Annotated in this window: 22 protein-coding genes; 8 read left to right on the forward strand and 14 right to left on the reverse strand. The window is 74.8% G+C overall.

What is annotated here, in order from left to right; genetic code table 11:
• Window positions 1-53: 53 nt before the first annotated feature.
• The 5 genes from OG689_RS09870 to OG689_RS09890 all read right to left on the reverse strand — a co-directional run bounded on the left by OG689_RS09870 (window position 54) and on the right by OG689_RS09890 (window position 4,072).
• Entirely contained in the window at window positions 54-686 is a 633-nt protein-coding gene (locus OG689_RS09870) for a response regulator transcription factor (protein ID WP_323189269.1), read from the reverse strand.
• Window positions 679-1,974 (reverse strand): sensor histidine kinase, encoded by a 1,296-nt coding sequence (locus OG689_RS09875; RefSeq protein ID WP_266319467.1) that lies wholly within the window; start codon window positions 1,972-1,974, stop codon window positions 679-681. Before OG689_RS09875 ends, OG689_RS09870 begins: the two co-directional genes overlap by 8 nt.
• 20 nt (window positions 1,975-1,994) lie before the next feature.
• Entirely contained in the window at window positions 1,995-2,795 is an 801-nt protein-coding gene (locus tag OG689_RS09880; RefSeq protein WP_266319469.1) for an ABC transporter permease, read from the reverse strand.
• A gap of 1 nt (window position 2,796) precedes the next feature.
• Window positions 2,797-3,699 (reverse strand): ABC transporter ATP-binding protein, encoded by a 903-nt coding sequence (locus OG689_RS09885; protein ID WP_266319471.1) that lies wholly within the window; start codon window positions 3,697-3,699, stop codon window positions 2,797-2,799.
• Window positions 3,700-3,868: 169 nt separating this feature from the next.
• Window positions 3,869-4,072 (reverse strand): hypothetical protein, encoded by a 204-nt coding sequence (locus OG689_RS09890; protein ID WP_073922650.1) that lies wholly within the window; start codon window positions 4,070-4,072, stop codon window positions 3,869-3,871.
• Window positions 4,073-4,210: 138 nt separating this feature from the next.
• Between OG689_RS09890 and OG689_RS09895 the strand changes: the two genes are divergently transcribed.
• Window positions 4,211-4,765, forward strand: coding sequence for a DUF1990 domain-containing protein (locus OG689_RS09895; RefSeq protein WP_266319473.1), 555 nt, complete (start codon window positions 4,211-4,213; stop codon window positions 4,763-4,765).
• 93 nt (window positions 4,766-4,858) lie between these two features.
• On the opposite strand, the gene OG689_RS09900 is transcribed toward OG689_RS09895, so the two are convergent.
• Together OG689_RS09900 and OG689_RS09905 are read right to left on the reverse strand one after the other, a co-directional pair.
• Window positions 4,859-5,281, reverse strand: a complete 423-nt coding sequence (locus OG689_RS09900) for a YjbQ family protein (RefSeq protein ID WP_266319475.1) — start codon at window positions 5,279-5,281, stop codon at window positions 4,859-4,861.
• Between the two features lie 288 nt (window positions 5,282-5,569).
• Window positions 5,570-5,836: a hypothetical protein gene (locus OG689_RS09905; protein ID WP_266319476.1), complete on the reverse strand. Its 267-nt coding sequence runs from the start codon at window positions 5,834-5,836 to the stop codon at window positions 5,570-5,572.
• Window positions 5,837-6,697: 861 nt separating this feature from the next.
• On the opposite strand from OG689_RS09905, the gene OG689_RS09910 reads away from it, so the two are divergent.
• On the forward strand, window positions 6,698-8,893 hold the full coding sequence (locus OG689_RS09910) for a CDP-glycerol glycerophosphotransferase family protein (RefSeq protein WP_266319478.1): 2,196 nt from the start codon (window positions 6,698-6,700) through the stop codon (window positions 8,891-8,893).
• Between the two features lie 103 nt (window positions 8,894-8,996).
• On the opposite strand, the gene OG689_RS09915 is transcribed toward OG689_RS09910, so the two are convergent.
• A complete protein-coding gene (locus OG689_RS09915; RefSeq protein ID WP_073922655.1) occupies window positions 8,997-9,209 on the reverse strand; it encodes an EF-hand domain-containing protein in 213 nt (70 codons plus the stop codon).
• A 323-nt stretch (window positions 9,210-9,532) separates the two neighbouring features.
• On the opposite strand from OG689_RS09915, the gene OG689_RS09920 reads away from it, so the two are divergent.
• Window positions 9,533-10,201, forward strand: coding sequence for a lysophospholipid acyltransferase family protein (locus OG689_RS09920; protein ID WP_266319479.1), 669 nt, complete (start codon window positions 9,533-9,535; stop codon window positions 10,199-10,201).
• A 42-nt stretch (window positions 10,202-10,243) separates the two neighbouring features.
• On the opposite strand, the gene OG689_RS09925 is transcribed toward OG689_RS09920, so the two are convergent.
• The 5 genes from OG689_RS09925 to OG689_RS09945 all read right to left on the reverse strand — a co-directional run bounded on the left by OG689_RS09925 (window position 10,244) and on the right by OG689_RS09945 (window position 16,701).
• On the reverse strand, window positions 10,244-12,076 hold the full coding sequence (locus OG689_RS09925) for an ABC transporter ATP-binding protein (protein WP_266319480.1): 1,833 nt from the start codon (window positions 12,074-12,076) through the stop codon (window positions 10,244-10,246).
• A 168-nt stretch (window positions 12,077-12,244) separates the two neighbouring features.
• A complete protein-coding gene (locus OG689_RS09930; protein ID WP_266319482.1) occupies window positions 12,245-13,018 on the reverse strand; it encodes an SDR family oxidoreductase in 774 nt (257 codons plus the stop codon).
• Between the two features lie 304 nt (window positions 13,019-13,322).
• On the reverse strand, window positions 13,323-14,231 hold the full coding sequence (locus OG689_RS09935) for an SDR family oxidoreductase (RefSeq protein ID WP_266319484.1): 909 nt from the start codon (window positions 14,229-14,231) through the stop codon (window positions 13,323-13,325).
• Window positions 14,228-15,163, reverse strand: coding sequence for an alpha/beta fold hydrolase (locus OG689_RS09940; protein WP_266319485.1), 936 nt, complete (start codon window positions 15,161-15,163; stop codon window positions 14,228-14,230). The genes OG689_RS09935 and OG689_RS09940 overlap by 4 nt, the downstream gene beginning before the upstream one ends.
• Window positions 15,160-16,701, reverse strand: a complete 1,542-nt coding sequence (locus OG689_RS09945; protein WP_266319486.1) for an NAD(P)/FAD-dependent oxidoreductase — start codon at window positions 16,699-16,701, stop codon at window positions 15,160-15,162. The genes OG689_RS09940 and OG689_RS09945 overlap by 4 nt, the downstream gene beginning before the upstream one ends.
• A 156-nt stretch (window positions 16,702-16,857) precedes the next feature.
• Between OG689_RS09945 and OG689_RS09950 the strand changes: the two genes are divergently transcribed.
• The 3 genes from OG689_RS09950 to OG689_RS09960 all read left to right on the forward strand — a co-directional run bounded on the left by OG689_RS09950 (window position 16,858) and on the right by OG689_RS09960 (window position 20,271).
• Window positions 16,858-17,667: a MerR family transcriptional regulator gene (locus OG689_RS09950; RefSeq protein ID WP_266319488.1), complete on the forward strand. Its 810-nt coding sequence runs from the start codon at window positions 16,858-16,860 to the stop codon at window positions 17,665-17,667.
• A gap of 104 nt (window positions 17,668-17,771) precedes the next feature.
• Entirely contained in the window at window positions 17,772-18,749 is a 978-nt protein-coding gene (locus tag OG689_RS09955; RefSeq protein WP_266319489.1) for an iron-siderophore ABC transporter substrate-binding protein, read from the forward strand.
• A 274-nt stretch (window positions 18,750-19,023) separates the two neighbouring features.
• Window positions 19,024-20,271, forward strand: a complete 1,248-nt coding sequence (locus OG689_RS09960) for an MFS transporter (RefSeq protein ID WP_266319490.1) — start codon at window positions 19,024-19,026, stop codon at window positions 20,269-20,271.
• Between the two features lie 31 nt (window positions 20,272-20,302).
• Here OG689_RS09960 and OG689_RS09965 read toward each other — a convergent pair whose 3' ends face one another.
• The gene (locus OG689_RS09965) at window positions 20,303-21,148 is read right to left on the reverse strand and encodes a (2Fe-2S)-binding protein (protein WP_266319491.1); all 846 of its coding nucleotides are present in this window, start codon (window positions 21,146-21,148) and stop codon (window positions 20,303-20,305) included.
• Between the two features lie 565 nt (window positions 21,149-21,713).
• Between OG689_RS09965 and OG689_RS09970 the strand changes: the two genes are divergently transcribed.
• Entirely contained in the window at window positions 21,714-22,919 is a 1,206-nt protein-coding gene (locus tag OG689_RS09970; protein WP_266319492.1) for a siderophore biosynthesis protein, read from the forward strand.
• Entirely contained in the window at window positions 22,916-24,643 is a 1,728-nt protein-coding gene (locus OG689_RS09975) for an IucA/IucC family protein (RefSeq protein ID WP_266319493.1), read from the forward strand. The genes OG689_RS09970 and OG689_RS09975 overlap by 4 nt, the downstream gene beginning before the upstream one ends.
• Window positions 24,644-24,730 lie beyond the last annotated feature (87 nt).

Genomic DNA, 24,730 nt, shown 5'->3' on the forward strand with positions numbered 1-24,730 from the left:
GCGACAGGCCCGGCGGGGCCGGGCGGCAGGCCTCCCGGGCCGACGGCCCGGGTTCAGCCGAGGATCCCCCGGTCGTACCCGACGGCGACCGCCGCGGCCCGGTCGGCGACACCCAACTTGCCGTAGATGTGGGTCAGGTGGGTCTTGACGGTGGCCTCGCTGATGAACAGCACCCCGGCGATCGCGCGGTTCGAGGTGCCCTTGGCGACCAGCCGCAGCACCTCGCGCTCACGGCCGCTCAGGGCGTCGTGGCCCGCCGATCTGACCCGCGAGACCAGCCGTGAGGCGACGGCGGGCGACAGCACCGTCCGTCCCTCCGCCGCCGCCCGGACGGCGCCGAACAGCTCGTCCCGCGGGGCGTCCTTGAGCAGATAGCCGGTGGCGCCGGCCTCGATCGCCGGCAGGGTGTCGGAGTCGGTGTCGTAGGTGGTCAGCACCAGCACCCTGGCGCGCGCCGCACGGCGGGTCAGTTCGGCGATCGCGTCGACGCCGGAGCCGCCGGGCATCCGAAGGTCCATCAGGATCACGTCGGGGTCCAGCTGTCCGGCGAGCTCGACCGCCTCGACGCCGTCGGCGGCCTCGCCCAGCACCTCGAAGCCGTCGGCGGCGGCGAACATGCCGCGCAGCCCGTCCCGGACCACCGGATGGTCGTCGACGATCAGCAGGGTGATGATGTGTTCAGCCATGGCGGACCAAGGGTACGCGGGCGCAGATCGCCGTCCCGCCGCCGGGCTCCGACTCGATGTCGACGGTGCCGGCGATCCATTCGGCCCGGGCCCGCATACCGCCCAGTCCGAAGCCGCCGACCCGGGCCGCGCCGGTCGGCCCCCGCTCCGGCCGCACCGGCCGGGCGAGCGGGTCGAACCCGCAGCCGTCGTCCCGTACGTCGAGCGTCACCTCGTCGTCCATGTAGGAGAGGGTGACGCCGACCCGGCCGGCCCGGGCGTGCCGGCCGGCGTTGGCCAGCGCCTCCTGGGCGATCCGCAGCAGGGTGGCCTCGACCTCCCGGTGCAGCGGTTCGTGCCGGCCGGTGAGGGTGAAGGTGGCGGGCACCCCGGTGGTACCGGCCCAGGCGTCGGTGATCCCGGCCAGGGCCTGCGGCAGGGTGCCCAGTTCCAGCGGCCCCGGCGAGAGGTCGTGCACCGAGCGGCGGGCTTCGCCGAGGCTCTCCCGGGCGAGCGCGGCGGCCCGCTCGGCATGGGCGCGGGCGGCCGCCGGGTCAGCGCTCTCGGCGCCCGCCTGGAGCTGGGTGATGATGCCGGCCAGGCCCTGCGCGATGGTGTCGTGGATCTCGGCGGCCAGCCGCCGGCGCTCGTCGGCGACACCTGCCTCCCTGGCCTGGATGAGGAGTTGGGCGTGCAGGCCGGCGTTCTCGGCGAGCGCCTGCTCCAGCCGGGCGTTGGCCCGCTCCAGTGCCGCGATGGCCGCCGCCTGGGCGTTGGCACTGTCCTTCTCCCGGGCGGCCAGCCGGCCGAAGACCAGGACCAGCGAGGAGTTGAGCGCGAACAGCGCGCCGAAGGCGATCCAGTTCTCCGCCGTGGCGGGCGGCAGGCCGCCGGACTGCGAGCCGGCCATGGTCACGGCGGTGGCGAGCTCGCCGAGCCGGGCGGCCCGGCGGGGCAGCAGCCGGGCCGCGTCGAAGTAGCCGAGCACGGCGTAGACGGCGAAGAACGGGTTCAGCCAGGTGAGGACGAAGGCGAGCAGCAGGCGGACGGCGTAGTGGAGCCGGCCGGCGAGGGCGTGCTCGGGCCGGCCCGGCGCCGTGCGGCTCCAGCACAGCTCCAGGCCCAGCGCTGCCGCGACCAGCACCCCGGCGGCGACACCTTCGTCACGGGTCATCAGCACCGGACCGGTGGCGACGGCCAGCAGGACCGCCGTGCCCAGCAGGGCGTACGGCCCTCGCCGGAAGAACCGGTTCCACCCCTGCTCCACCGCCGCCGTACCGGCGCCCCCGAGCCCGACCCCGACCGCCATCCGTCCGTCCCTCCCCCGCGCTACGCCCACCGGAACCAGCGGGACGCGGTGCTGGTCAGCACCACCGCCCAGAGTGCCATGACGCCCAGGTGCGACCAGCTCGGCCAGTCACCGGCGGCCGCCTGCCCGAGGGCCTGGGCCCCGGCGCCGAAGGGGGTGAAGCCGACGATGCCGCGCAGCAGGGCCGGCATCGCCTGGACCGGGATCCAGACCCCGGCGCCGAACATCATCGGGAAGGTCACCGCCCCGGCCACCGCGCTTGCGATCTTGGTGGTCCGGGAGAGTGCGGCCACGCCCGCGCCGGCGCCGAGCGCGGCGAGGGCGGCGAGGAGCAGCGCCAGCAGGTACCCGGGCGCCTGCCGCGGGAGGGCCACCCCGAAGGCGAGCCGGCCGACGACGAGCGAGAGCGCCGCCGAGCCCAGCGCGGCGGCGCCGTGCAGGAGGATCTGCGCGGCCAGCAGCGCCCCCGGCCGGACGGGTGTGGTGGACATCCGGCGCAGGATGCCGCGCTCCCGGTAGCCGGCCAGCACGGGCGGCATCGCCTGCAGTCCGGCGAGGATCAGGGCGAGCAGCACGGCCACCGGCACGTACAGGTCGATCACCCGGCGGCCGCCGAGTTCGGCCTGCGGATGCCGGAAGGCCGGGATCAGGCCGAGGATCGTCACCAGCAGGGCGGGGAAGAGCACGATCCAGAAGAGGGCGAGCGGCTCGCGGCCGAACAGGCGGGCCTCGGCCCGCAGTACGGCCCGCCAGGCGGCGGAGGGCCGCACGGCGGGCCCGGCGCCGGGCCGGGCGGGAAGGACGGGCGTGGTGGCGGTCATGTCAGGCCTCCTGGGCGGTGAGGTCGAGGAAGGCGTCGTCGAGGGTGGCGTCGGTGATCCGCAGGTGCCTGGCGGTGATCCCGTGCCGGGCCAGCAGCGAGACCGTCGCGTCGGCGGTCTCGTCGGTGCCGGTGACGACCATCCGGCCGTCCTGGTGCCCGACGGCGGTGAGCCCCGGAAGGCCTGCCAGCTCCTGGTCGTCGAGCGGGCGGGAGGGGACGAAGGAGATCACGGTGGCCCCGGCACTGCGGCCGATCAGGCCGGCCGGGGTGTCCAGCGCCACGATCCGGCCGGCGCCGAGCAGGGCGACCCGGTCGCAGAGGCGCTGGGCCTCCGCCATGAAGTGGGTGACCAGCAGGACGGTCACCCCGGAGTCCCGGACGTCCTCGATCAGTTCCCAGGTGTCGCGCCGCGCCCGCGGGTCCAGTCCGGTGGTGAGCTCGTCGAGCACCACGACCCGGGGGTTGCCGATCAGGGCGAGCGCGATGAACAGCCGCTGCCGCCGGCCGCCGGAGAGCTTGCCGAAGCGGGTGTCCAGATGGGCGGTGAGGCCGAGCCGTTCGGCCAGCGGCCGCCAGTCGGCCGGGCGCGGGTAGCAGCCGCGGTAGAGCTCCAGCGCCTCCCGGACGGTCAGCGCGGACTGCAGCTCGCTCTCCTGCAGCTGGGCACCGAGCAGTTCGGTCACCCGTCGGTGGTCGGCGATCGGGTCCAGCCCGGCCACCCGGACGGTGCCGGCGTCGGGCGCCCGCAGCCCCTCGACACACTCCACGGTCGTGGTCTTGCCCGCGCCGTTCGGTCCGAGGATGCCGAAGATCTCGCCCTCCTCGACCTCGAAGGAGATCCCGTCCACCACCGGCCGGCCGCCGTAGGCCTTGTGCAGCCCGTTCACCTCGATGATTGCCATGCACCGAGAATCCCGCCGCGGGGCCGGCCCCGGCATCGCCCGTCCCGCTCGACCCGGCATCAGCCGATCGGTTGATGCCGGGCTACGACCGACCGGGCCCGCCGGCCCACCGCCGAGCCACCCGACCGCTCGGTGACCCGACGGCCCAGCCGCTCAGCCGCTCAGCCGCTCAGCCGGAGCAGGCGATCCGCTGGGCCTCCTGCCAGGCGCAGACCGGGCACAGGGTGGTGCCGGGCTGGTCGGCGGGCAGTTCGGTGGGCTCGCCGCACAGGACGCAGTCGGCCCGCGGGCCGGTCAGCGCCGGGTCGTGGGTCAACGCCCGGACGGTGTCGACCGGCGGCACGGCGCAGATCTGCTGGGTCTCGTCACTCATGCCGCCTTCCTACTCCGGCCGGTCGGCGCGGGGCAAGGCGGCACCGGCCGGCGTACCGCGATGCGGACGGGGGCCGCCCGGGGCCGGGGCCCGAGGGTGCCCGTCGGCGCCCGCCGGCCCGGGGCTAGCGTTGCCCCCATGCCCTCCGACCTCTCCCGCCGCCTGCGGGCGGCCCGTGCCACCGCCCCCAGCTACCCGGAGGTCGGCGCGACCCGGCAGGCCGCGCTGCCGCCCGGGTACGCCCACCTGCGCCGCCGGGTGCACCTGGGCCACGGCCCCGAGGTGCTGGAGCGGGCCGGCCGGTACGTGCTCGCCTGGGGCAGCCAGCTCGGTACGGGCTTCGCTGTGCATCCGCACGCTCCGGCCGAGCCGGGCGCGACCGTGCTGATCCGGCTCGCCCTGCCGGGCCTGCGGCTGCCCCGGCTGGTGATCCCCTGCCGGGTGGTCTGGACGGTCCGCGAGCCGGACCGGATCGGCTTCGCGTACGGGACGCTGCCGGGCCATCCCGAGCGGGGGGAGGAGTCCTTCGTGGTGTCGCTGGACGAGCACGGCGAGGTGTGGTTCGAGGTGACCGCCTTCTCCCGGCTGAGCGCCTGGTACGCCCGGCTGGGCCGCCCGGTGGCCCTGCTGCTGCAGCACCTGGCGATCGAGCGGTACCTGGTCGCCGTGGCGGCCGCGGTACGGGCCCGTTGACGCGGTAGCGGTCCGGTCCGGCGCCGCGCCGCCGGACCGCGCCGCGGCCGGGCCCGGGTGGCACGGCCGTGGCGCGGTCCGGCACCGGGGTGCTCAGCCGAGGTAGGAGAGCCGGACGGTCCGCCGGGGGTTGTCGCGGTTGGTGTCGACCAGCACCACCGACTGCCAGATGCCGAGGGCGAGTTGGCCGCCGATCACGGGCAGGGTCGCGTGCGGGGCGACCAGCCCGGGCACCACATGGTCGCGTCCGTGGCCGGCACTGCCGTGCCGGTGGCGCCAGCGTTCGTCGGCCGGCAGCAGTTCGCGCAGGGTGGCCAGCAGGTCGTCGTCGCTGCCGGCGCCGGTCTCCAGGACGGCGATGCCGGCCGTGGCATGCGGCACGAACACGTTCAGCAGGCCGTCCCGCCCGGCCGCGTGCTCGTTCAGGAACACCGCGCAGTGTTCGGTGATGTCGAGGGCGACCTCGCGGTTGCCGGTGGTGATCTCGAAGGTCAGCGTGTGGAAGGTGTCCGCCATGGCGCCATCCTCACCCACCGGGGGCGTGCGACCCGCCGGACGGGCAGCTGCTCCGGAAACCTTCACCGGCTCCCCGCTCGCGCGCCGGGCGGGCGACCGGCCGCGTACGCCTTTCGTCCCGCCGCCCGGCCCCCTCCTCGGACCCGCCCTGCCGATCGGTGCGGTGCCGACCGGGCCGCCGGGCCGGGGGTTCCTCACCGGGCGGGGTGCTGGGGCCGACCGCCGCCGGGCGCGCCAAAGACCCGACGGACCAATGCGGTCCATCGGGTCGGTTCCGGTCGGCGCGGGCTAGCCGCGACCGCCGAAGAGGCTTCGTCGCAGCCGACGCAGTGGCGCCAGCAGCGACACTCGCGCGGTGCGCCGCGGCGCGGTCGGAGTGCTGACACCGCGCGGTGTCAGCTCCCTTATCAGCCCGAGCGCCTCGGCGGCGTCTGCCACCGGGAGTGCGGGCGCGCCGAGCACGGCCAGGTGGTGGTCGATCCGACGGCCGGTCGCGCCGACACCGCACTGGATCGCCGGCACCCGGGGCCGAGTCCGCACTTGCATGTGTTCCATCAGTTTCCCACCCCTACGAGGCGCCAGGGCCGTGAGGCGAAGACTATCCGTGACAGACGGCCTTCGCGCAACCGTCCTGGTGTTCCGCCACCGTATCGTGCGACGACAACTGACGCCTCACCAGGGGCTGTCGCCCCGGTCACGACTGCGCATCGGTGGTGGTGCACGACCTGAACACGGGCCCACCCGGCGTGAGGGCCCCGGCGCCCGGTCCGACGACTGCACGCCGGGCGCGCGACCCAGGGGCGGCAGCCGCGGGGAGGGGATCCTCCCAGGCCGGGAGGGGGATCGGGGGCGGAGCCGGGCGGGCGGGTGCGGGCCGGGCAGCGGCCGGGCCGGGGTGACCGCGGGTGACCGACCCCTGGCAGCCGGTCTGTGTTTCGGACTATAGCTTCGGAAAGTGAACACATCAGGGGGATTGACGTGGCCGAAACCTACAAGCAATATCTGTATCGGCAGGGACGGTGAGAGATGCACCACCCTGGCTGGTCGATTGAATTCGACAGGTGAAGGAACTTCCGACACCCGCGGTGAGTCACTGTCCGGCTGCCTCGACGCTGCGGCGGCCCGGCTCGGCGCGGTGTACGGATTGGTGGTCGGCCGCTGAGGGTCGGCCGGACCACCACCAGGCCGCTGGTGCCGCCCTCGCACGGGCGCGGCACCGGCGGCCGCTTCGCGCCCCTCGACAGTCCCCTCCCCGGAACTCCTGGTCATCGCCCCGTACTGGGTAGAGTGTGCTCGCCGGGTGGCCGGCGACGGACCCGCCCGCACCTCCCCCCGGCCGTGTCCGACACGGCCCAGCAATCCCGGGCCCGGCCGGATCGCGCCGGGGCCCTCTCGCGGAGCGCGGAGCCAACGAGCGTGACAGTCCTCCTCAGCATCGTGCTGCCCGTCCACGGCGTGGAGCGGTTCCTCCCGCGCTGCCTGGACTCGATCCTCGGCGGGCCCGACGACGGCCGGTTCGAGCTGATCGCCGTCGACGACCGGTCCCCCGACCGCTGCGGCGAGATCCTCGACGAGTACGCGGCCCTCGACCCCCGGCTGCGAGTCCTGCACCTGGCCGAGAACCAGGGCCTCGGCGGCGCCCGCGAGGCCGGCCTGGCCGAGGCGAGCGGCCGCTACGTCTGGTTCGTGGACAGTGACGACTGGCTCCCCGAGGGATCGCTCGACGCGATCACCACCGAGCTGGAGCGGGAACTGGAGCGGGAGCGCGAAGGCGCCGCGCCGGCCGACATCCTGCTGACCGGCTTCACCCACGTCTACCCGGACGACTCCACCGAGCCCAACCCCTGGCGCCACCTGCTCACCGACTCCCCCCTGGTCGCCGGCGCCACCCTGCGCGAGCACCCGGCGCTGCTGCGCGCGGTGATGTCGGTCTGGAACAAGGTCTTCCACCGGGACTTCCTGCTAGGCCTCGGTGTCGCCTTCGGCCGCGGCTTCTACGAGGACATCTCGGTCACCTACCCCGCGCTGGTCGCCGCCGGGCGGATGCGCTACCTCGACCGCGCCTGCTACTACTACCGCCGCGGCCGGCCCGGCGCGATCACCAGCACCGCCTCGCCCAAGCACGCGGACGCCTTCGCCCAGTACGACGCGATCTTCGCCTTCCTGGACCGCCACGGCCTCGACGCCGCCGACCCGCTGCGCACCCTGGTCTTCGAGCGGACGGTCAAGCAGGCGCTCACCGTCTACGACTCCCCCGGGCTGGTCCCGGTCGCCCTGCGCAAGGAGTTCTTCCGCCGGACGACCGAGCACTTCGCCCGCCACCGCCCGGCCGGCTACCGCTTCCCCGGCGGGGCGAGCGGCCTGCAGTACCGGCTCGCCGCCCGCGGCTCCCGGCTCGCGTACGACGAGCTGCGCCGCGGCGGCCGGCTGCCGCGCGAGCTGAAGCGCGGCGCCAGGGCGGTCGCCCCGGCGGTCCGCCGCGGGGTGCGCAGCAGTGCCCGCTTCACCGCGTACAACGCCTTCCGCCGGCTGCCGCTGGACGAGCACCTGGCCGTGTACGCGGCCTACTGGCACCGCGGGTACGGCTGCAACCCCGCCGCGATCTACGAGAAGGCGAAGGAACTGTCACCGCGGATCCGGGGCGTCTGGGTGGTGGAGAACCGGGCGCAGGCCGCCACCCTGCCCGCCGGGGTGCCGTACGTGATCCTCAACACGCCCGCCTACCTGAAGCTGATGGCGACCGCCAAGTACTTCGTCAACAACGTCAACTTCCCGCACACGATGGTGAAGCGGCCCGGCACGGTGCACGTGCAGACCCAGCACGGCACGCCGCTGAAGATGATGGGCATGGACCTGCGCGACCACCCGTTGGCCGCCGACGGGATGGACTTCGACCGGCTGCGCGAGGCGGTCTCGCGCTGGGACTACCTGGTCTCGCCCAACCCGCACACCAGCGAGCACTTCGCCCGGGCCTTCCCCGGCCGCTACGAGATGCTCGACACCGGGTACCCCCGCAACGACCGGCTGGCCAACACCACGCCCGCCGAGGTGGCCGCGATGCGCGAGCGCTTCGGCCTGCCCGAGGGGCGCACGGCCGTGCTGTACGCGCCGACGCACCGGGAGGGCCAGGGCGCGTTCCTGCCGCTGGACGTCGCCGAGCTGGCCCGGCGGCTGGGCCCCGACTTCACGCTGCTGGTGCGGGCCCACTACTTCCTCACCGGGGGGCCGGGCGACCTGCTGGCCGGCGAGGACGCGGCCGAGATCCAGGACGTCTCCAAGCACCCGGCCGTGGAGGACCTCTACCTGGCGGCGGACGTGCTGGTCACCGACTACTCGTCGATGATGTTCGACTTCGCGGTGCTGGACCGGCCGCTGGTCGTCTACGCGCCCGACTGGGAGCAGTACCAGCAGGTGCGCGGGGTGTACTTCGACCTGTTCGCCGAGCGGCCGGGCGCGGTGACCACGGACCTGGAGGGGCTGACCCGGGCCCTGCTCTCCGGCGACTCGGAGCCGGACTCCCGGGCGAGGTTCCGCAAGCGGTTCTGTCCGTGGGACGACGGCGGCGCGGCCGAGCGGGTGGTGCGCCGGGTGTTCCCGACCGACCCGTCCTGACCCGTGACCCGACCTGTCCTGACGGGTCGGCCGGGAGGCGGCGGGGCGCCGGACGACGCGAGGGCCGGCCCCGGAGACCCGGGGCCGGCCCTCGCGCGCGGGCTCAGCGCTGACGCGAGGCCCAGAACTCCTCGAAGGAGAGCAGGCCGTCGCTGTTGCTGTCGGCCGCCTTGATCACGGACTCGGCGACCGCGATCGAGACGTGCGGGTCGCCGAGCTCCGCCATGACGCGGGAGTACTCGGCGGCCGAGATCAGGCCGTCGCCGTTGATGTCGAAACGCTCGAAGGCCTGGCGGGCCGCCTCGATGTCTGCCATGGGATGAGTCCCCTCCTGTGGGTGGTGCTGACTGGCGTACAGTACCGGCCCGCCCGGCCGGGGCCGCCCCGCCCCCTGGGTCCGCCCTCCGGGCCCTGCGCCGGGCACCTGGCGCGAACGGCCGCAGTCACCGGCCCCGGCCCGGCCGGTGACTGCCGGGCCGGTCACCGGCCCCGCGGCGCGACAGGCCGGGCGGCGGAGGGAGTGGACGGGTCACGGGGTGGATGTCGTACCCTGCGATCTGATCTCGGCCCGCCGACGCGCCGATACTCCGCACGCTCACTCCCGGGTGCACGGCCCGGTCATTCGTCCAGGGAGGGACCATGATCAACCTACTCACCAAGCTGGTGCTGAAACCCCTCGCGCGGGCGGTCTACCGGCCGGTGATCGAGGGTCTGGAGAACGTGCCGCGCAAGGGCGGGGTGATCCTGGCCAGCAACCACCTGTCCTTCATCGACAGCGTGGTCATCCCGCTGACCGCACCGCGCCAGGTGCACTTCCTGGCCAAGGCCGAGTACTTCACCGGCACCGGCCTCAAGGGCGCGCTGTCCCGGGGCTTCTTCGAGGCGATCGGCGCCGTGGCGGTCGAGCGCGGCACCTACCGCTCGGCGCAGGCCTCGCTGCAGTCGGCGCTGGAGATCCTGGAGGACGACAAGGCCTTCGGCATCTACCCCGAGGGCACCCGCTCGCTGGACGGCCGGCTGTACCGCGGCAAGACCGGCGTCGCCTGGCTGGCGCTGACCGCCGGGGTGCCCGTGGTGCCGGTGGCGCTGGAGGGCCCGGAGGAGATCCTGCCGGTCGGCCGGCGGATCCCGCGCGTGCGCAAGGTGACCGTCCGTTTCGGCGAGCCGCTGCACTTCGCCGAGCTGCACGGCCAGGCCCGCTCGGCGCAGGCCCGCCGGCAGGTCACCGACGAGGTGATGCGGGCCATCCAGGAGCTGTCCGGCCAGGAGGTCGCGACCAGCTACAACGAGCTCCCCAAGGCCGCCTGAGCCCGCGAGCCCTCGCCAGAACGCCCGCGCCGGGGCCCGGCCTCACCCGTGGCCGGCCCCGCTCGGCTCCGGGGCCCCCACCGGGCCCTCCCGCCGCAGCAGCGCGGCGTACCGCCCGCCGGCCTCCACCAGCTGATCGTGCGTCCCCAGCTCGACGACCTCCCCCCGGTCGAGCACCACGATCTGGTCCGCGGAGCGGATCGTGGAGAGCCGGTGCGCGACGGTGATGGTGGTCCGGCCGGCGGCCAGCGCGTCGATCGCCTGCTGGACGGCCAGCTCGGTCCGGTTGTCCAGGGCGCTGGTCGCCTCGTCCAGGATCAGCACCGGCGGATTGCGCAGGATCGTCCGGGCCAGCGCCAGACGCTGCTTCTCACCGCCCGAGAAGCGGTAGCCGCGCTCGCCCACCATGGTGTCGTAGCCGTCCGGCAGGCCCGCGATCATGTCGTGGACCTGCGCCGCCCGGGCGGCCGCGACCAGCTCCTCGTCGGTGGCGTCCGGCTTGGCGAAGCGCAGGTTGTCGGCGACCGAGGCGTGGAAGAGGTAGGTCTCCTGGGAGACCACGCCGACCGCGCGGGAGAGTGTCTCGAAGGACAGCTCGCGCACGTCCGTGCCGTCGATGGTGACCCGCCCGCCGGTGACGTCGTAGAGCCTCGGCACCAGGTAGCTGAGCGTGGTCTTGCCCGAGCCGGTCTCGCCGACGACCGCCAGCGAACCGCCGGCCGGCACCTTCAGCTCGATCCCGGCCAGCGTGGGCCGCTCCTGGGCCGGGTCGTAGCGGAAGTCGACGCCCTCGAAGCGGACCTCCCCGGTGATCCGCTCCAGGTGGACGGGCCGGGCCGGCTCGGCGATCTCGACCGGCAGGTCCAGGTACTCGAAGATGCGCTGGAACAGCGCCAGCGAGGTCTGCACCTGGACGCCGGTGGAGAGCAGACTGATGGTGGGCCGGAAGAGGCCCTGCTGCAGCGAGACGAAGGCGACCAGGGTGCCGACCGAGACGATCGGGGCGCCGCCCGCCTGGGCCAGCCCGGCGGCCCAGTAGATCAGCGCGGGCATCGCGGCCATCACGATCTGGATGGCGTTCATCCGCCAGCGGCCGGCCATGCTGGAGCGGACCTCCAGGTCGGCCAGCCGGTCGGACTGCTCGGTGAACTCGCGGGACAGCGAGTCGGAGCGCCCCATGGTGCGGCCGAGCAGGATGCCGCTGACCGAGAGCGACTCCTGGACCGCCGAGGACATCAGCGCCAGCTGCTTCTGCCGCTCGGTGGTGATCTTCTTGCGCTCGCCGCCGACCCGCCGGCTGATCCAGACGAAGAGCGGCAGGAGCAGCAGCGACACCACGGTCAGCCGCCAGTCCAGCGCCAGCATGGCGACCACGGAGGCGACCACGGAGGTGAAGTTGGAGACCAGCGAGGTGGCGGTGGAGGTCACGGTGGACTGCATGCCGCCGATGTCGTTGGCGATCCTGGACTGCACCTCGCCGGTCCTGGTCCGGGTGAAGAAGGCCAGGGACATCCGCTGCAGGTGAGCGTAGACCGTGGTCCGCAGGTCGTGCATGACGCGCTGGCCGACGGTGGTGGACAGCAGGGTCTGCACGACGCCGAAGATGCTGTTCACCACGGCCGCCGTGATCATGCCCAGCACCAGCAGGCTGAGCAGGCCGGTCCGGCCCTGCGGGATCGCGGTGTCGAGTACCGCGCGGAGCAGGAAGGGCGAGATCACCGAGACCACGGCGGAGGCGGCGACCAGCAGGCCGACCACCCCGAGTCGGCCGCGGTACGGGCGGAACAGCGCCAGGATGCGGCGCAGCTGCCTGGGCGGGGGCGGCTCGCTCTCGGGGCGGGTGGGCGGGGTCCAGCCGGTGCTGTCGGGCCTCAAGCCTCGACCTCCAGATGTTTCGGGCAGGGTGGTGGGGCGGGCGGGGAGCCAGCATACAGAGAATAGCTCATAGTTAGCGAAGCTAATAATGAGGCTTGATCTATTCCTTCCGCTCCCGCTCCCGCACCCGCCCCGCACCGCGGCCCCTGCCCGCCCCCGCGCCCGCCGTCACTCCTTGCCGTACGTCCGCGCCGCCTTCGAGGACACCCCGCCGAGCGCGCCGGACGGCAGCAGCCTGGCCACCGCCACCGCCGCCTTGTACCGCTTGCCGGGGACGGACAGCGACCGGCCGCGGGCGAAGTCGCGCATCGCCTCGTTCACCACCCGCTCCGCCGACAGCCAGCCCCAGGAGGGGATGTCCGAGGTGCCCATGCCGGCCCGCTGGTGGAACTCGGTCCGGGTGAAGCCCGGGCAGAGCGCCATCATCCGCACCCCGGAGTCGCCCAGGTCACGGGCGACGCCCTGGGTGAAGCTCACCACCCAGGCCTTGCTCGCCCCGTACGTGCCGCGCGGCAGGAAGGCCGCCACCGAGGCCACGTTGATCACGCCGCCGAGCCGGCGCTCGCGCATCCCCGGCAGGGCGGCGGCGGTCAGCCGCAGGACGGCCTCGATGTGCACCTTCTGCATGTCCAGATCGCCCTGCAGCGGCACGGTGAGGAAGGCGCCCTTGTTGCCGAAGCCGGCGTTGTTGATCAGCAGGTCCACCGGCCGGGCCGGGTCCGCGAGGCGCTCCTCGACGGCGGCGATACCGGCGTCGGTGGCCAGGTCCGCGGTGAGCGCCTCGGCCTCGACACCGTACTCGGCGGACAGCTTCTCGGCGTACTCGGCCAGCCGGCCGGTGTCCCGGGCGACCAGGACGACGTTGTGGCCGGCGCGGGCGAGCTTGACGGCGAACGCGGCGCCGATGCCGGCGGTGGCGCCGGTGATGAGGGCAGTGGTCATGTCCCCGACGGTACCGATTCCGCTGCCCGAACACACCGACATCCGGGCCGCTTCCCAGCTCGTGGGCGTACCGCGGCAGCGATCCCCGGCGCCATGGCGGCCCCGCGAGGAGTCGGGCCGGACGGCCCGTCACCCGGGCCTCGGCCCGCGGACTTCAGGGCCGGACGGCCCGTCACCCGGGCGTCGGCCCCCACCGGGTACGGGGACGAAGCCCCCCGTGGACTTCGGGAGCGGACGGTCCGCCGGACGGACGACGGCCCCGGGCCGGCGCTCTCCTTCGCCCGCCCGGGACCGCTCCCGCCCCCTACTCCGTCCCGCCCGCCGTCCCGGCCGAGCGGGCCGCCGAGTCGGCCTCCCCGCCGGCCCCGACCGGGCGCAGCCGGGTGCTCGCGGTCGCCCTCAACTGCGGGGCGAGCTTGGCGATGTCACGGGCCCCGACGGTCGCGATCAGACCGGGCAGCAGCGAGCGGACCGGCTGCATGGCGCGCAGCCAGGCCTGGGCGTAGACGTGCGCCGAGCGGCGGGCGATGCCGGCCACCAGGCGGTCGACCGCCGGATCGAGCGGGTAGGTCTTGTTGGCCGGCCAGGGCAGCCGGGAGCGCATCTGCCGCAGCACGACGTCCTGGTCGGCCCCGCGCACCATGTCGGTGTCGGTCCAGCTCAGGTACCCGACACCGACCTTGACGCCCTGGTGGGCGACCTCGGCGCGGAGCGCGTGGGCGAAGGCCTCCACCCCCGACTTGCTGGCGCAGTAGGCGCTCATCAGCGGCGCCGGGGTCATCGCCGCCAGCGAGGCGATCTGCAGCAGGTAGCCGCCGCTCCCGGCGAGCGCGGGCAGGAAGGCCCGGGCGGTGGCGACGCTGCCCAGCAGGTTGACCTCGATCACCCGGCTGAACGCCCGGTGGTCGCTGTCCAGCAGCGGGCCGCCGATCGCGATGCCGGCGTTGGCCACCACCGCGTCGATCCGGCCGTAGCGGTCCTGGATCGCCCGGGCGGTCGCGGTCAGCGCCTCGAGGTCGGTGACGTCGGCCTCCCAGGAGGAGGCGTCCGGCCCGCAGAGCGCGGCGGCCTCCTTCAGCTCGGCGGGCTCCAGGCCGACCAGGGCGACCTTGGCCCCCCGCGCGGCGAGCTTGCGGGCCAGGGTCGCGCCGACCCCGCGGGCGGCTCCGGTGACGACGACGACCTGGGCGGACAGCGGCGGGACGGCGCTCATGCGGCGGTGCTCCTCTCGGCGGGGGCGCCCAGGTGGGCGACGGCAAGACGGCGGATCTCGGCGGCGACCTCGGCCGGCCGCTCGACCGGCGCCATGTGCCCGGTGCCGGGCAGCAGCAGCAGGCCCTGCGGGTCGCGCAGGCCCGCGACGATCCGGTGCGCGAGCACCGGCGGGGTCAGCCGGTCGTCGGTGCCGACGATCACGGCGGTCGGCGCGGCCAGTGCGGCCAGCCCGCCCCTGACGTCCAACTCGCCCAGCACCCCGGCCCAGTGGGCGCGGACGGGGGTCGGGCAGGCGTGCACGATCCGGGCGATCGCCTCGACCCGGCCGGCCGGCGAGGACGGGCCCATGGTGGCGTACCCGAGCACCGCCCGGCTCACTCCGGTGACCGGTCCGAGCGGCAGCCGGGACTTCAGGATCCGCTGGTGCAGGAAGCGCCGCAGGCGGGGGCTGCGCAGGGCGTCCGGCGCGACCCGCAGTTCGGCGACCAGGTCGCTCGCGCCGGTGCTGACCAGCAGGGCGGCGGCCGTCCGGCTCGCCACCTCGGCCCGGTCGCCGGCGGCCATGATGGTCATACCGCCCATGCTGTGGCCGGCGAGCAGCGCCCGCCCGCCCGCCGGGACCACCCGGGTGAGCACCGCCTCCAGGTCGTCGGCGAGCGCCCGGGTGCCGTACCCGGCCCGGCCCGCCGGGACGTCGCTGCGGCCGTGGCCGCGCTGGTCGTACGCCACCAGGCGGAACTCACCGGCGAGTTGGCGGATCACCGGGGCCCAGAAGGCGATCGAGCAGGTCCAGCCGTGGGCGAGCAGGACGGTCGGCGCGGCGGGGTCGCCGTGCACCTCGGCGTGCAGTTCGGTGCCGTCCGCCGAGCGGATCCGCAACTCCTCGACGGGGGTGGGCGGGACGCAGTCGGCGGGGATCGCGGGGCTCATGCGAGGACCTCCTGGGCGTGCGGGGCGGGCTCGGCGGCGGTGCGCTTGATCAGCTCGTACTCGGCCAGGTCGACCCGGCGGGTGGCCCGCCGGAAGCCGGTGGTGGATCCGGGCCACAGCACGGTGTTCTTGCCGCCCGCGTCCTGGTACCAGCTGGTGCAGCCGCCGGTGGACCAGACCGTGCGCGACATCCGGTGCTGCAGGGCGAGGTTCCACTGCCGCTGGGCGCGGGCGGTGGGCTGCATCGCGGTGGCCCCGACGGACTCCAGGGTGGTGAGAGCGTCGACCAGGTAGTTCAGCTGCGACTCGATCATCAGGATCATCGAGCTGTTGCCGAGGCCGGTGTTCGGGCCGATCACGAAGAACAGGTTGGGGAAGCCCCGGACGGTGGAGCCGCGCAGCGCCTCCATGCCCTCCTTCCACTCCTCGGCGAGGCTGCGGCCGTCCGCGCCGAACACCCGGGCGCCGATGGGCATGTCGGTGACGTGGAAGCCGGTGCCGAAGACGATGGCGTCCACCTCGTGCTCGCTGCCGTCGGCAGCGACCAGGGTGGAGCCGCGCACCTGCGACAGGCCGGTGGCGACCACCTCGGTGTTGGCGGCGGCCAGCGCCGGGTAGTAGGTGTTGCTCAGCAGGATGCGCTTGCAGCCGATCCGGTAGTCGGGGGTCAGCCGGGCCCGCAGCGCCGGGTCGAGGACGCCGGCCGCGATGTGCCGCTCGGCGATCTTCTGCACCAGGCGCAGCGCGCCGGGGCGCCGGACGAAGGCGTCCACCTGGAGCTCGCGCAGGGCGAACAGGACGCCGCGGCGGAGCTGGGCGGTGACCGGGAGCCGGTCGTGCAGCCACTTCTCGGCGGTGGTGATCTCGCGGTCGCGGCGCGGCAGCACCCAGGCGGGGGTGCGCTGGAAGACCGTCAGCCGGCCGGCCCTGGGCTGGATGTCGGGGATGATCTGGGCGGCCGAGGCGCCGGTGCCGACCATGGCGACGCGCTTGCCGTCGAGGTCGTAGTCGTGGTCCCAGCGGGAGGTGTGGAACACCTTGCCGGGGAAGGTGTCCAGGCCGGGCAGGTCGGGGATCTGCGGGTCGGCGAGCGGCCCGGCGGCGGAGACGATCGCGTCGGCGGTCCATCGGCCGGCGCTGGTGGTGATCCGCCAGTGGGTCCGCTCGACGTCCCAGCGGGCCTCGGTCACCTCGGCGTTGAAGCGCAGGTGCGGGCGCAGGCCGAAGACGTCGGTGACCTTCTCCAGGTAGGCGCGGATGTCCGGCTGGCCGGAGAAGCTGCGCGGCCATTCGGGGTTGGGCGCGAAGGAGAAGGAGTAGAGGTGCGAGGGCACGTCGCAGGCGCAGCCCGGGTAGCTGTTGTCCCGCCAGGTGCCGCCGACCGAGTCGGCGCGCTCCAGGATGACGAAGTCGGTGATCCCGGCGCGGCGCAGGCGGACGCCGGCGCCGAGGCCGCCGAAGCCGGAGCCGATCACGGCGACCCGCACGTGGGGCGTGGCGGGCGCCGTCGGCTCGGCGCGCTTGGGGGTGGGTGCCATGCGGCGTCCCTCCTGAGGGTGGGGGTGAAGGTGCGCACGTCCATTAAATCCGCGCCAGTAATCACTGGCACGATTGGCAGGGTAGCTCTTGTTGACAGTTCATGGAAGAAGCCCGGCAGCGCCGGTTCCACCCCCTCCACGCCTATGCTGAGCGCCGTGGAGAAGCTCCGATCAGCAGCAGCGGCGACAGCGCGGCGCGAGTACCGGGTGGAGGAGCTGGCCGAGGCCGCCGGCATCACCACCCGTACCCTGCGCTTCTACCGCGAGCGCAAGCTGCTCCAGCCGCCCCGCAAGGAGGGCCGGATCGCCTGGTACGGCGAGGCCCACCTGGCCCGGCTGCGGGTGATCGCCGAACTGCTGGAGCGCGGCCACACCCTCGGCGGCATCGCCGAACTGATCGGCGCCGGCGAGAGCGGGCGCGACGTCGCCGAACTGATCGGCCTGGAGGCCGCGATCATCGCCCCATGGTCCGACGAGACCCCGGTCGACCTGGACTGGGACGAACTCGACGCGGCCTTCGGCGACCAGCTGACCGAGGCCAACACCGCCGAGTCGGTCGCCCAGGGCTTCATCACCGTGCGGGCGGACGGCATCACCCACATCAGCCGCCGGCTGATGGACGCCACCACCGCCCTGGTGGCCGAGGGCGTCCCGCTCGCCGTCGTCCTGGAGGCCAGCCGCCGCACCCAGGAACACGTGGACGCGATCGCCGAACTGTTCGTCGGCCTGGTCCGGGAGCACCTGCTCGGCGCCCTCGCCGACGACCGGCCGCTGCCCCCGGGCGAGGCCGCCCACCTGACCGAGCAGATCCTGCGGATCCGCCCGCTGGCCCGGACGGTCGCGGACGCCCAGTTCGCGCTGGCGCTGGACCACCGGGTGCATGCGGAGTACGACGAGGTGCTGCGCCGGCGACGGCAGGACGGCGGCGAGGGAGCCGCCCCGGCGGGCGGCGCGGCCGGCACCTGACGGGGACGAACGGCCGGGCCGGGGGCACCACCCGCGCGTAGCGATCGGCACGGGTGGGCAGGCATCCCCCGCCGCCGAGCGCCCCCGAGCCCTGGAGCCGCGCGATGTCCCGTACGCCCCACCGTTCCGCCGCCGTCGCCGTCGCGCTGGCGGGCGGCCTCCTCCTCGCCGGCTGCGGGTCCGGCACGCCGGCCGCCCCCGGCGGGGAGGCGGCCACGACCGGGGGCTCCCACGTCGTCCGGCACGCCCGCGGCGAGAGCACCGTCCCGGCCCGGCCGGCGCGGGTGGTCGTCCTCGACACCGACTCGCTGGACTCCGCGATCACCCTCGGCATCACCCCCGTGGGCGCCACCACGACGGCGGCCGGCGCGCCCTTCCCCGGCTACCTGCCGGCGGAGCGGCTCAAGGACGTCAAGCCGGTCGGCACCATCGGATCGCCGAACCTGGAGGCGATCGCGGCCCTGCGGCCGGATCTGATCCTCAGCAGCCAGGCCCGGGACGACAAGCACTACGAGGACCTGGCGAAGATCGCTCCGACCGTCCTGACGAAGACCACCGGCCCGGCCTGGCAGGAGAACTTCCGGCTGCACGCCGAGGCCCTCGGGCGGCGACACGAGGCGACGGCCACCGAGGCCGGGTACCGGGCGAAGGCCCAGGCGCTGGTCGCCGCCCTGGGCGGCCCGGAGAAGGCCAAGGGCGTCAAGGTCGAGGTGGCGCGCTTCCTGGCCGGCTCCCCCACCCGCCTGTACCTCAACGACACCTTCGTCGGCTCGATCCTGCACGACCTCGGCCTCGGCCGGCCCGCCGACCAGGACCGGACCGGCTTCTCGCTGGAGATCAGCCCGGAGCAGGTCGACCGGGCCGCCGCCGACGTGATCTTCTGGTCGACGTACGGCGACGCAGCCAAGTCCGACCAGGCGAAGATCACCGGCGGGACGCTCTGGAAGAACCTCGACGCGGTTCGGAACAACCGGACCTTCCAGGTCGACGACAACCTCTGGATGCTCGGCATCGGCTACACCGGCGCCGGCCTGATCCTCGACCAGATCCGGCGGGACCTGACCGGAACGCCCGCGCCCTGATCCCGCCCCCTGCGCGCACGGTGCCGGGCCCCCGACGTTCACCCCGGATCGTCCGCGGATTGCCCGGCCGGACCGCTCGGTGCCCGCACGCACCACCCGCTTGGCCGGTCCTCCAACCGCACCGTCCGTACGCCGCCGAGCGCGCTGGGTGATCACACGGTTACCGTGCCGTTCCACCGGCCCGTACGGTCGAGGCTCACCCGCAGGTCCGTTCCTGGTAGGGCCGGCGAACGGGGAGGCGGGCGCCCCGGACCGGCCCGGGTGAGGGTGATCGATGGCCGTGGTGGAGAAGTTCAGGTCGGCCGTGGGGCTGACCGGGCGGCGGGTCCTGCTCTGGTCGCTGCTCGGACGACTGCCGAACGCGATGTGCCCGATCGGGACGCTGCTGCTGGTGACCGGCAACACCGGCAGCGTCTGGCGCGGCTCGGCGGCGACCGGGGCACTGGCGATCGGCCAGGGCATCGGCGGCCCGCTGGTCGGCCGGCTCGCGGACCGCCGCGGCCAGCGGCCGGTGGGGCTGGCCGCGGCCGTGCTGAACACCGCGGCGATCCTGGCCCTGGTGCTGGCGTCCGAGCGGGACGCGCCGCTCGGCTGGCAGATCGCACCGGCCGCACTGGTCGGCCTGTCGATGCCGCTGGTGGGGCCGCTCTCGCGCAGCCGATGGGTACGACTCGCCGGCGGGAAGCGTGAGTTGACCTCCTCGATGATGTCGCTGGACGGGATCGTCGACGAGATCAGCTTCACCACAGGACCGGCCCTGGTCGGCCTGCTGGCCACCTTCGCCGACCCGGCGGCCGGCCTGCTGCTCGGCGCCGCGCTGGTCGGCGTCTGCGCCACCCTGTTCGCCCTGCACCCGAGCGCCTCCCCCGGCGAGGACACCCGCCGGGTCCGGTCGGCGGAGCCGCTGCTGACCACCCCCTACGTCCTGCTGCTGGCCGGCATGGCCCTGCTCGGGGCCTGCTTCGGCTCGCTGCAGGTCGGCGTCACGGCGAGCACCGAAGCCCTCGGGCAGCCGGGGGCCGCCGGGCTGCTGTACGCGTTCCTCGGATTCACCAGCGCCTTCTCCGGGGTGGCCACCGCAGCCCTGCCGACCCGACTGGGCCTGCCGCTGCGGCTGCGGACGGGCACCGCGCTGCTGTTCGCCGGCTCGCTGCTGCTGCTGGTCGCGGGGCACACCACGGCAGCGCTGACAGCGGCCATCGGGTGCGTCGGGGTGGCCGTCGCACCGCAGATGATCACGATGTTCGGGCTGGTCGAGCGGACCGTCCCGGCCGGCCGGCTGGGCGAGGCGATGGCCGCGCTGGTCAGCAGCATCACCCTGGCGCAGTCCGCGGGGACACTGGCCGGCGGCTGGGCCGCCGAGCGATGGGGGCCGGGCGCCCCGTTCCGGGTCACCGTGCTGGCCGCCGGGGCGGCCCTGCTGCTGGCCGGACTGACCGCCACCGAGGGCCGCTACCGACGCCGCCCCGAACCGGCCGCGCCGGCCGGGCCCGCCGTCGAGCGGGAGCCGGCCACCGCCTGAGCGGTGGGGCGCCCGCCGGGCCGGCGGCGCCTCAGGGGACGGGCAGTTCCAGCCGCCGCACCCGTTCGGCGTCGCCGGTGCGCGGGCAGGTGAGGCAGGTCTCGGCGGGCCGGACGGTGTAGTAGAGGCAGCAGCCGAGCCGGGTGCGGGTCCGGTGCAGCCGCCCCTCGGTGCCCGGCAGGGTGCGGAACGCGGCGGCGCCGGGGAAGGGCGGGGTGTCACCGGGGAGCAGCGCGGTGGCGGCCGCGACGGCGGCCCCCTCCTCGCCGAGCATCCGGCCCAGGTACCAGACGCCGGAGACCAGGTCGTCGGTGACCATGCCCCACAGCGCGCGCGGGCCGCGCTTCAGGGGGGCCTGGAAGGCGGCGAGCACCGGGGTGACGTGGCCGGCGACGACCGCCCGCAGCTCGGCCCGCAGCTCGGCCTCGCCGGCCAGCACCCGCGCTCCCGGCAGGCCGGCCGCGGGGTCGTCCGGCAGGCAGGCGAAGTCGCCGGGGCGCAGCGCCAGGCCGCCGCCGACGGGGTCGATCCAGACGTCCTCCGGGCGGATCCGGGGCACCCGGCGCTCCAGGTACCAGGGGCCGCTGACGAGCAGGCAGACGGTCCACAGGTAGTGGTGCAGCAGCCGGGAGGCGGCGACGTGGTCGCGCGGGGTGCAGTCGTGGCCCGCCAGGATGCGGGTGGCCTCGCCGGCGATCAGCCGATCGAGGTGCAGCTCGACGTCGGCCATGCCGGCCCAGTCCTGCCCGGGGGTCGCGGCCGGGCCCTGAGCCGTCGTCAGTTCGACCCGCAGGGCGGGGCACCGGGCGGCGAGACGGTGGTACGTCCCGCCCGGCAGATCGACGGCACCGGGCCGGATCGACCGCATGTCGGGCATGGGGGCTCCAGAAGCATCGAGCACAGTCTACTAAGGTGAGGCTCACCTTATAGCTAGAAAGTGACTGCGCATCACCCACCACCCCGGCGGGCCGGCGGCGCGGCTCGGATTTGACGCACTTAGGCACACCTAACCTAGGATTCCGTCCCGTGCTGAAAGATGATCAGCCGGGGCCGGGACTCGCGGAGTGCCGAAGAGCCGCCCGGCCCACGCCCCCGGTCCCGGCAGGTCGGCCGGAGGGCGGAACGGCGGCAGCGACCCCGCCCCGGTGACCTCCCCCACGACCCGACCGACCCGGCGGACCGGCACCGGAGCGGCACCGACCGGCGGGGAACGAGCCCGGCCGCACGCGGCATGGTCCTCCCCCGTCCGGGCAGGCCGTGGAGGACCGGCACCGGTGCCCGCCGACCGACCGGACACCCCGGTACGCCGCCGCCCCTGCCCCTGTCACCGTCCCTGCCCCTGCCCCTGCCGCCGCCCCTGCCCCTGTCACCGTCCCTGCCCCTGCCCCTGCCACCGTCCCTGCCCCCGTCACCGTCACCGTCACCGGAGAGGACCGCCCCTCATGCGGCTGTACCTGCTCGCCCTCAACCCCACCGACTCGGTCACCGAGGGCTTCCTGCCGGCCGCCGCGGCACTGGGGCTCGACGTCACCGTCCTCACCGACTCGGCCGAGGCCCACCGCGCCGCCTGCACGGCGCTCCCCCATCCGGTCGAGGTGCTGGAGTGCCAGGTCCAGGACTTCCGCGAGGTCGTCAGCCGGATCTCCCGCCACCACGCACCGGACGCGGTCTTCACCAACAGCGACCACCTGCAGACCCAGGCCGCCCTGGCGGCCGGGTACTTCGGCCTCCCGGCCAAGGACTGGAAGGCCACCCTGCGGGCCAAGAACAAGGCCGAGCTGCGCCGCCACCTCACCGCCTCCGGCCTGGACGCGGTCCGGTCGGCCGAACTGGCCCCGGGGCAGGACATCGCCGAACTCGCCGCCCTGGACGTCCCGTTCCCCTGCATCGTCAAGCCCCGGGAGGGCGTGGCCAGCGAGGACGTCGTGCTGGCCGAGGACCTCGACGCGCTGATCAGGCTCGGCACCGAGATCCAGCAGCGGCGCAGCGGCGCAGCCCTGGTGGTCGAGGAGTTCCTGGTCGGCGACCTGCACACGCTGGAGACGCTCGGCGACGGGCGGACCAGGCACGTGCTCGGCGGGTTCCGCACCCGGGTCTCCCAGCCGCCCGGCTTCATCGAGGAGGCGCTGGAGTTCGTCCACGCCCACCCGAAGGCCGTGGTCGACCAGGTGCTCGTCCAGCTGGACGAACTCGGCGTGGGACTCGGCGCCTGCCACACCGAGTTCATCGTCCAGGCCGACGGCCGGGCCAGGATCGTCGAGGTCAACTACCGGGCCATCGGCGACCGGGCCGACCTGGCGATGGCCCGGGTGCTCGGCATCCCCTACTTCGAACTCGTCCTGCGCACCCACCTCGGCGAGCGGCTGCCCGCCGACCTCGGCGCCCGCGGCGACCTGCACGCCCACAACCTGGCCGTCTGCGCCGACCGGGCCGGCACCCTCACCGCCGCCCCCGGGCCGACCGAGCTGGTCGACGGCGGCGTCCAGCTCTCCTACCGCCCGCTGCGGGCCCTCGGCGAGCGGCACCCCCACTACCGCACAAATCGCGACTACCTCGGCCTGATCTGGGCCCTCGGCCCGGACCTCGCCGCGCTCCGCGAGGCCGCCGCCGGGTTCGCCGCCGCCCAGCGGTGGGAGATCACACCGTGAACACCGAACAGCAGTTGACCCTCCGGGTGCTCTCGGCTCTGCTGCGCGAGGACGTGCTGGGGCTGCGGACCCGCGGCGTGCCGACCGACCGGGCCGACGGCCGCTGGCTGCGCCTCGACCTCGACGCCGGCACCCTGCTGCTGCCGGTGGCCGAGGACGGGTTCCAGTGCGAGTACGCCGCCCGGCTGCCGCTGCTGGAGGCCGACGGCGTCCGCCTCACCTCACTGGCGGCCGTCCTGGCCCGGGTGCGGGACTTCGCCGACCCCGAGGACCGCGGCGGCCACGAGGACTTCGCCGAGGAGTGCCGGCAGACGCTGGCCACCATGGAGCTGCACGACCGGGCCCGGCCCGGGGTGCTGGCCGCCCTCGCCGCCCGGTACGGCGCCGACCCGGCCGACTGGACGGGTCCGGCCGCCGCCCTCGCCCAGGACACCCTGGCGGCCTACCTGGACCACCCGGTGTACCCCACCGCCCGTGGCCGCTCCGGTCTGACCGAGGACGAACTCGTCGGCCACGCACCCGAGTTCCACCCCACCTTCGAACTGCACTGGATCGCGCTGCCGCCCGGCACGGTCGAGCCCCCCGGCCCGCGGCCGCTGCCCGACTGGTGGCCCACCCCCGCCGACATCGGCCTGCCCGAACTGCCCCGCGACCACCTCACCCTGCCCGTCCATCCGCTGACCGCCGGCCCGCCGCTGGCCGAGGCCCTGCGCGCCGCCGGCCTGGCGGGCCTCGCCGTACCGGGCCGCAAGGCGTACCTGGAGGTGGTCCCCACCCTGTCGATGCGGACCGTCGCCGTGGCCCGGGACCCGCGCTGCCACCTCAAGCTGCCGCTGGCCACCGCCACCCTCGGCCGGCGCAACCGGCGCACCATCAAGGCCGGCGTGCTGCCCGACGGAGCCGCCGGGCAGCGGCTGCTGGAGACCGTGATCGGCCGGGAGCCGCGGTTCGCCGGCACCGTCCTGCACGCCGACGAACAGTCCTGGACCGAGGGCGGCCACGAGCTGCTGGCCGTCCTGCTGCGCCGCCAGCCGGCCGGCCTGGACGAGGCCGTCAACGTCCCGCTGGCCGCGCTGGCGGCCACCGCTCCGGGCGGCCGGCTCGTCCTCGACCACCTCGCCGACCGGTTCTACGACGGCGACCCGCTCGCGCTCTACGACGCCCTGCTCACCCTGCTGCTGGACTGGCAGACCACCCTCTTCCGCTACGGCGTGGCGCTGGAGTCGCACCAGCAGAACACCTCGCTGGTCCTCGACCGGGCCGGCGGCGCCACCCGGCTGCGGCTGCTCTGCAAGGACAACGACGGACTGCGGGTCAACGGCCCCCGCCTCGCCGCCGCCCTCGGCGAACTGGGCCCCCCGCCGGGCGAGTTCGCCGACCCCCGGATGACCGGGAGCAGCGACCGGCCGCTCACCGACCTCTTCACCACCATCACCGTCCACCTCTGCGCGGCCTCCCTCGCCTTCGCCCTGGCCGCACACGGCCGGGCCCCGCTGGAGACCTCGCTGGGCCTGCTGCGCAGGCGCCTCACCGAGGCCCTCGACCGGCTCGGCGCGGACGGCGCCGCGCTCCGCGCCGCCGTGCTGGAGGCCGACCGGCTCCCGGTCAAGGCCATGGTCACCGCGGGGACGCTGCTCAGCAAGGAGCGCTCCGGCGCCGCCGACATCAACAAGCACTACACCAGCGGCCCCAACTACCTGCGCCGGCAAGGGACTCCACGATGACGACCGCGGAGGCCGGCCGTGGCCGCCCGCCTGCCCCGCTCCCCGGCACTGCCCGGCCGGGTCCCGCCCCGGCCTCCGGGGACGCCG

It is taken from the genome of Kitasatospora sp. NBC_00240 (assembly GCF_026342405.1).
Classification (GTDB): Bacteria; Actinomycetota; Actinomycetes; order Streptomycetales; family Streptomycetaceae; genus Kitasatospora.

What these genes read in the sequence shown, in the direction of transcription:
- OG689_RS09870 (WP_323189269.1), bottom strand. Translation starts at nt 686, where the DNA reads ATGGCTGAACACATCATCACCCTGCTGATCGTCGACGACCATCCGGTG.
- OG689_RS09875 (WP_266319467.1), bottom strand. Translation starts at nt 1,974, where the DNA reads ATGGCGGTCGGGGTCGGGCTCGGGGGCGCCGGTACGGCGGCGGTGGAG.
- OG689_RS09880 (WP_266319469.1), bottom strand. Translation starts at nt 2,795, where the DNA reads ATGACCGCCACCACGCCCGTCCTTCCCGCCCGGCCCGGCGCCGGGCCC.
- OG689_RS09885 (WP_266319471.1), bottom strand. Translation starts at nt 3,699, where the DNA reads ATGGCAATCATCGAGGTGAACGGGCTGCACAAGGCCTACGGCGGCCGG.
- OG689_RS09890 (WP_073922650.1), bottom strand. Translation starts at nt 4,072, where the DNA reads ATGAGTGACGAGACCCAGCAGATCTGCGCCGTGCCGCCGGTCGACACC.
- OG689_RS09895 (WP_266319473.1), top strand. Translation starts at nt 4,211, where the DNA reads ATGCCCTCCGACCTCTCCCGCCGCCTGCGGGCGGCCCGTGCCACCGCC.
- OG689_RS09900 (WP_266319475.1), bottom strand. Translation starts at nt 5,281, where the DNA reads ATGGCGGACACCTTCCACACGCTGACCTTCGAGATCACCACCGGCAAC.
- OG689_RS09905 (WP_266319476.1), bottom strand. Translation starts at nt 5,836, where the DNA reads ATGGAACACATGCAAGTGCGGACTCGGCCCCGGGTGCCGGCGATCCAG.
- OG689_RS09915 (WP_073922655.1), bottom strand. Translation starts at nt 9,209, where the DNA reads ATGGCAGACATCGAGGCGGCCCGCCAGGCCTTCGAGCGTTTCGACATC.
- OG689_RS09920 (WP_266319479.1), top strand. Translation starts at nt 9,533, where the DNA reads ATGATCAACCTACTCACCAAGCTGGTGCTGAAACCCCTCGCGCGGGCG.
- OG689_RS09930 (WP_266319482.1), bottom strand. Translation starts at nt 13,018, where the DNA reads ATGACCACTGCCCTCATCACCGGCGCCACCGCCGGCATCGGCGCCGCG.
- OG689_RS09935 (WP_266319484.1), bottom strand. Translation starts at nt 14,231, where the DNA reads ATGAGCGCCGTCCCGCCGCTGTCCGCCCAGGTCGTCGTCGTCACCGGA.
- OG689_RS09940 (WP_266319485.1), bottom strand. Translation starts at nt 15,163, where the DNA reads ATGAGCCCCGCGATCCCCGCCGACTGCGTCCCGCCCACCCCCGTCGAG.
- OG689_RS09945 (WP_266319486.1), bottom strand. Translation starts at nt 16,701, where the DNA reads ATGGCACCCACCCCCAAGCGCGCCGAGCCGACGGCGCCCGCCACGCCC.
- OG689_RS09955 (WP_266319489.1), top strand. Translation starts at nt 17,772, where the DNA reads ATGTCCCGTACGCCCCACCGTTCCGCCGCCGTCGCCGTCGCGCTGGCG.
- OG689_RS09960 (WP_266319490.1), top strand. Translation starts at nt 19,024, where the DNA reads ATGGCCGTGGTGGAGAAGTTCAGGTCGGCCGTGGGGCTGACCGGGCGG.
- OG689_RS09965 (WP_266319491.1), bottom strand. Translation starts at nt 21,148, where the DNA reads ATGCCCGACATGCGGTCGATCCGGCCCGGTGCCGTCGATCTGCCGGGC.
- OG689_RS09970 (WP_266319492.1), top strand. Translation starts at nt 21,714, where the DNA reads ATGCGGCTGTACCTGCTCGCCCTCAACCCCACCGACTCGGTCACCGAG.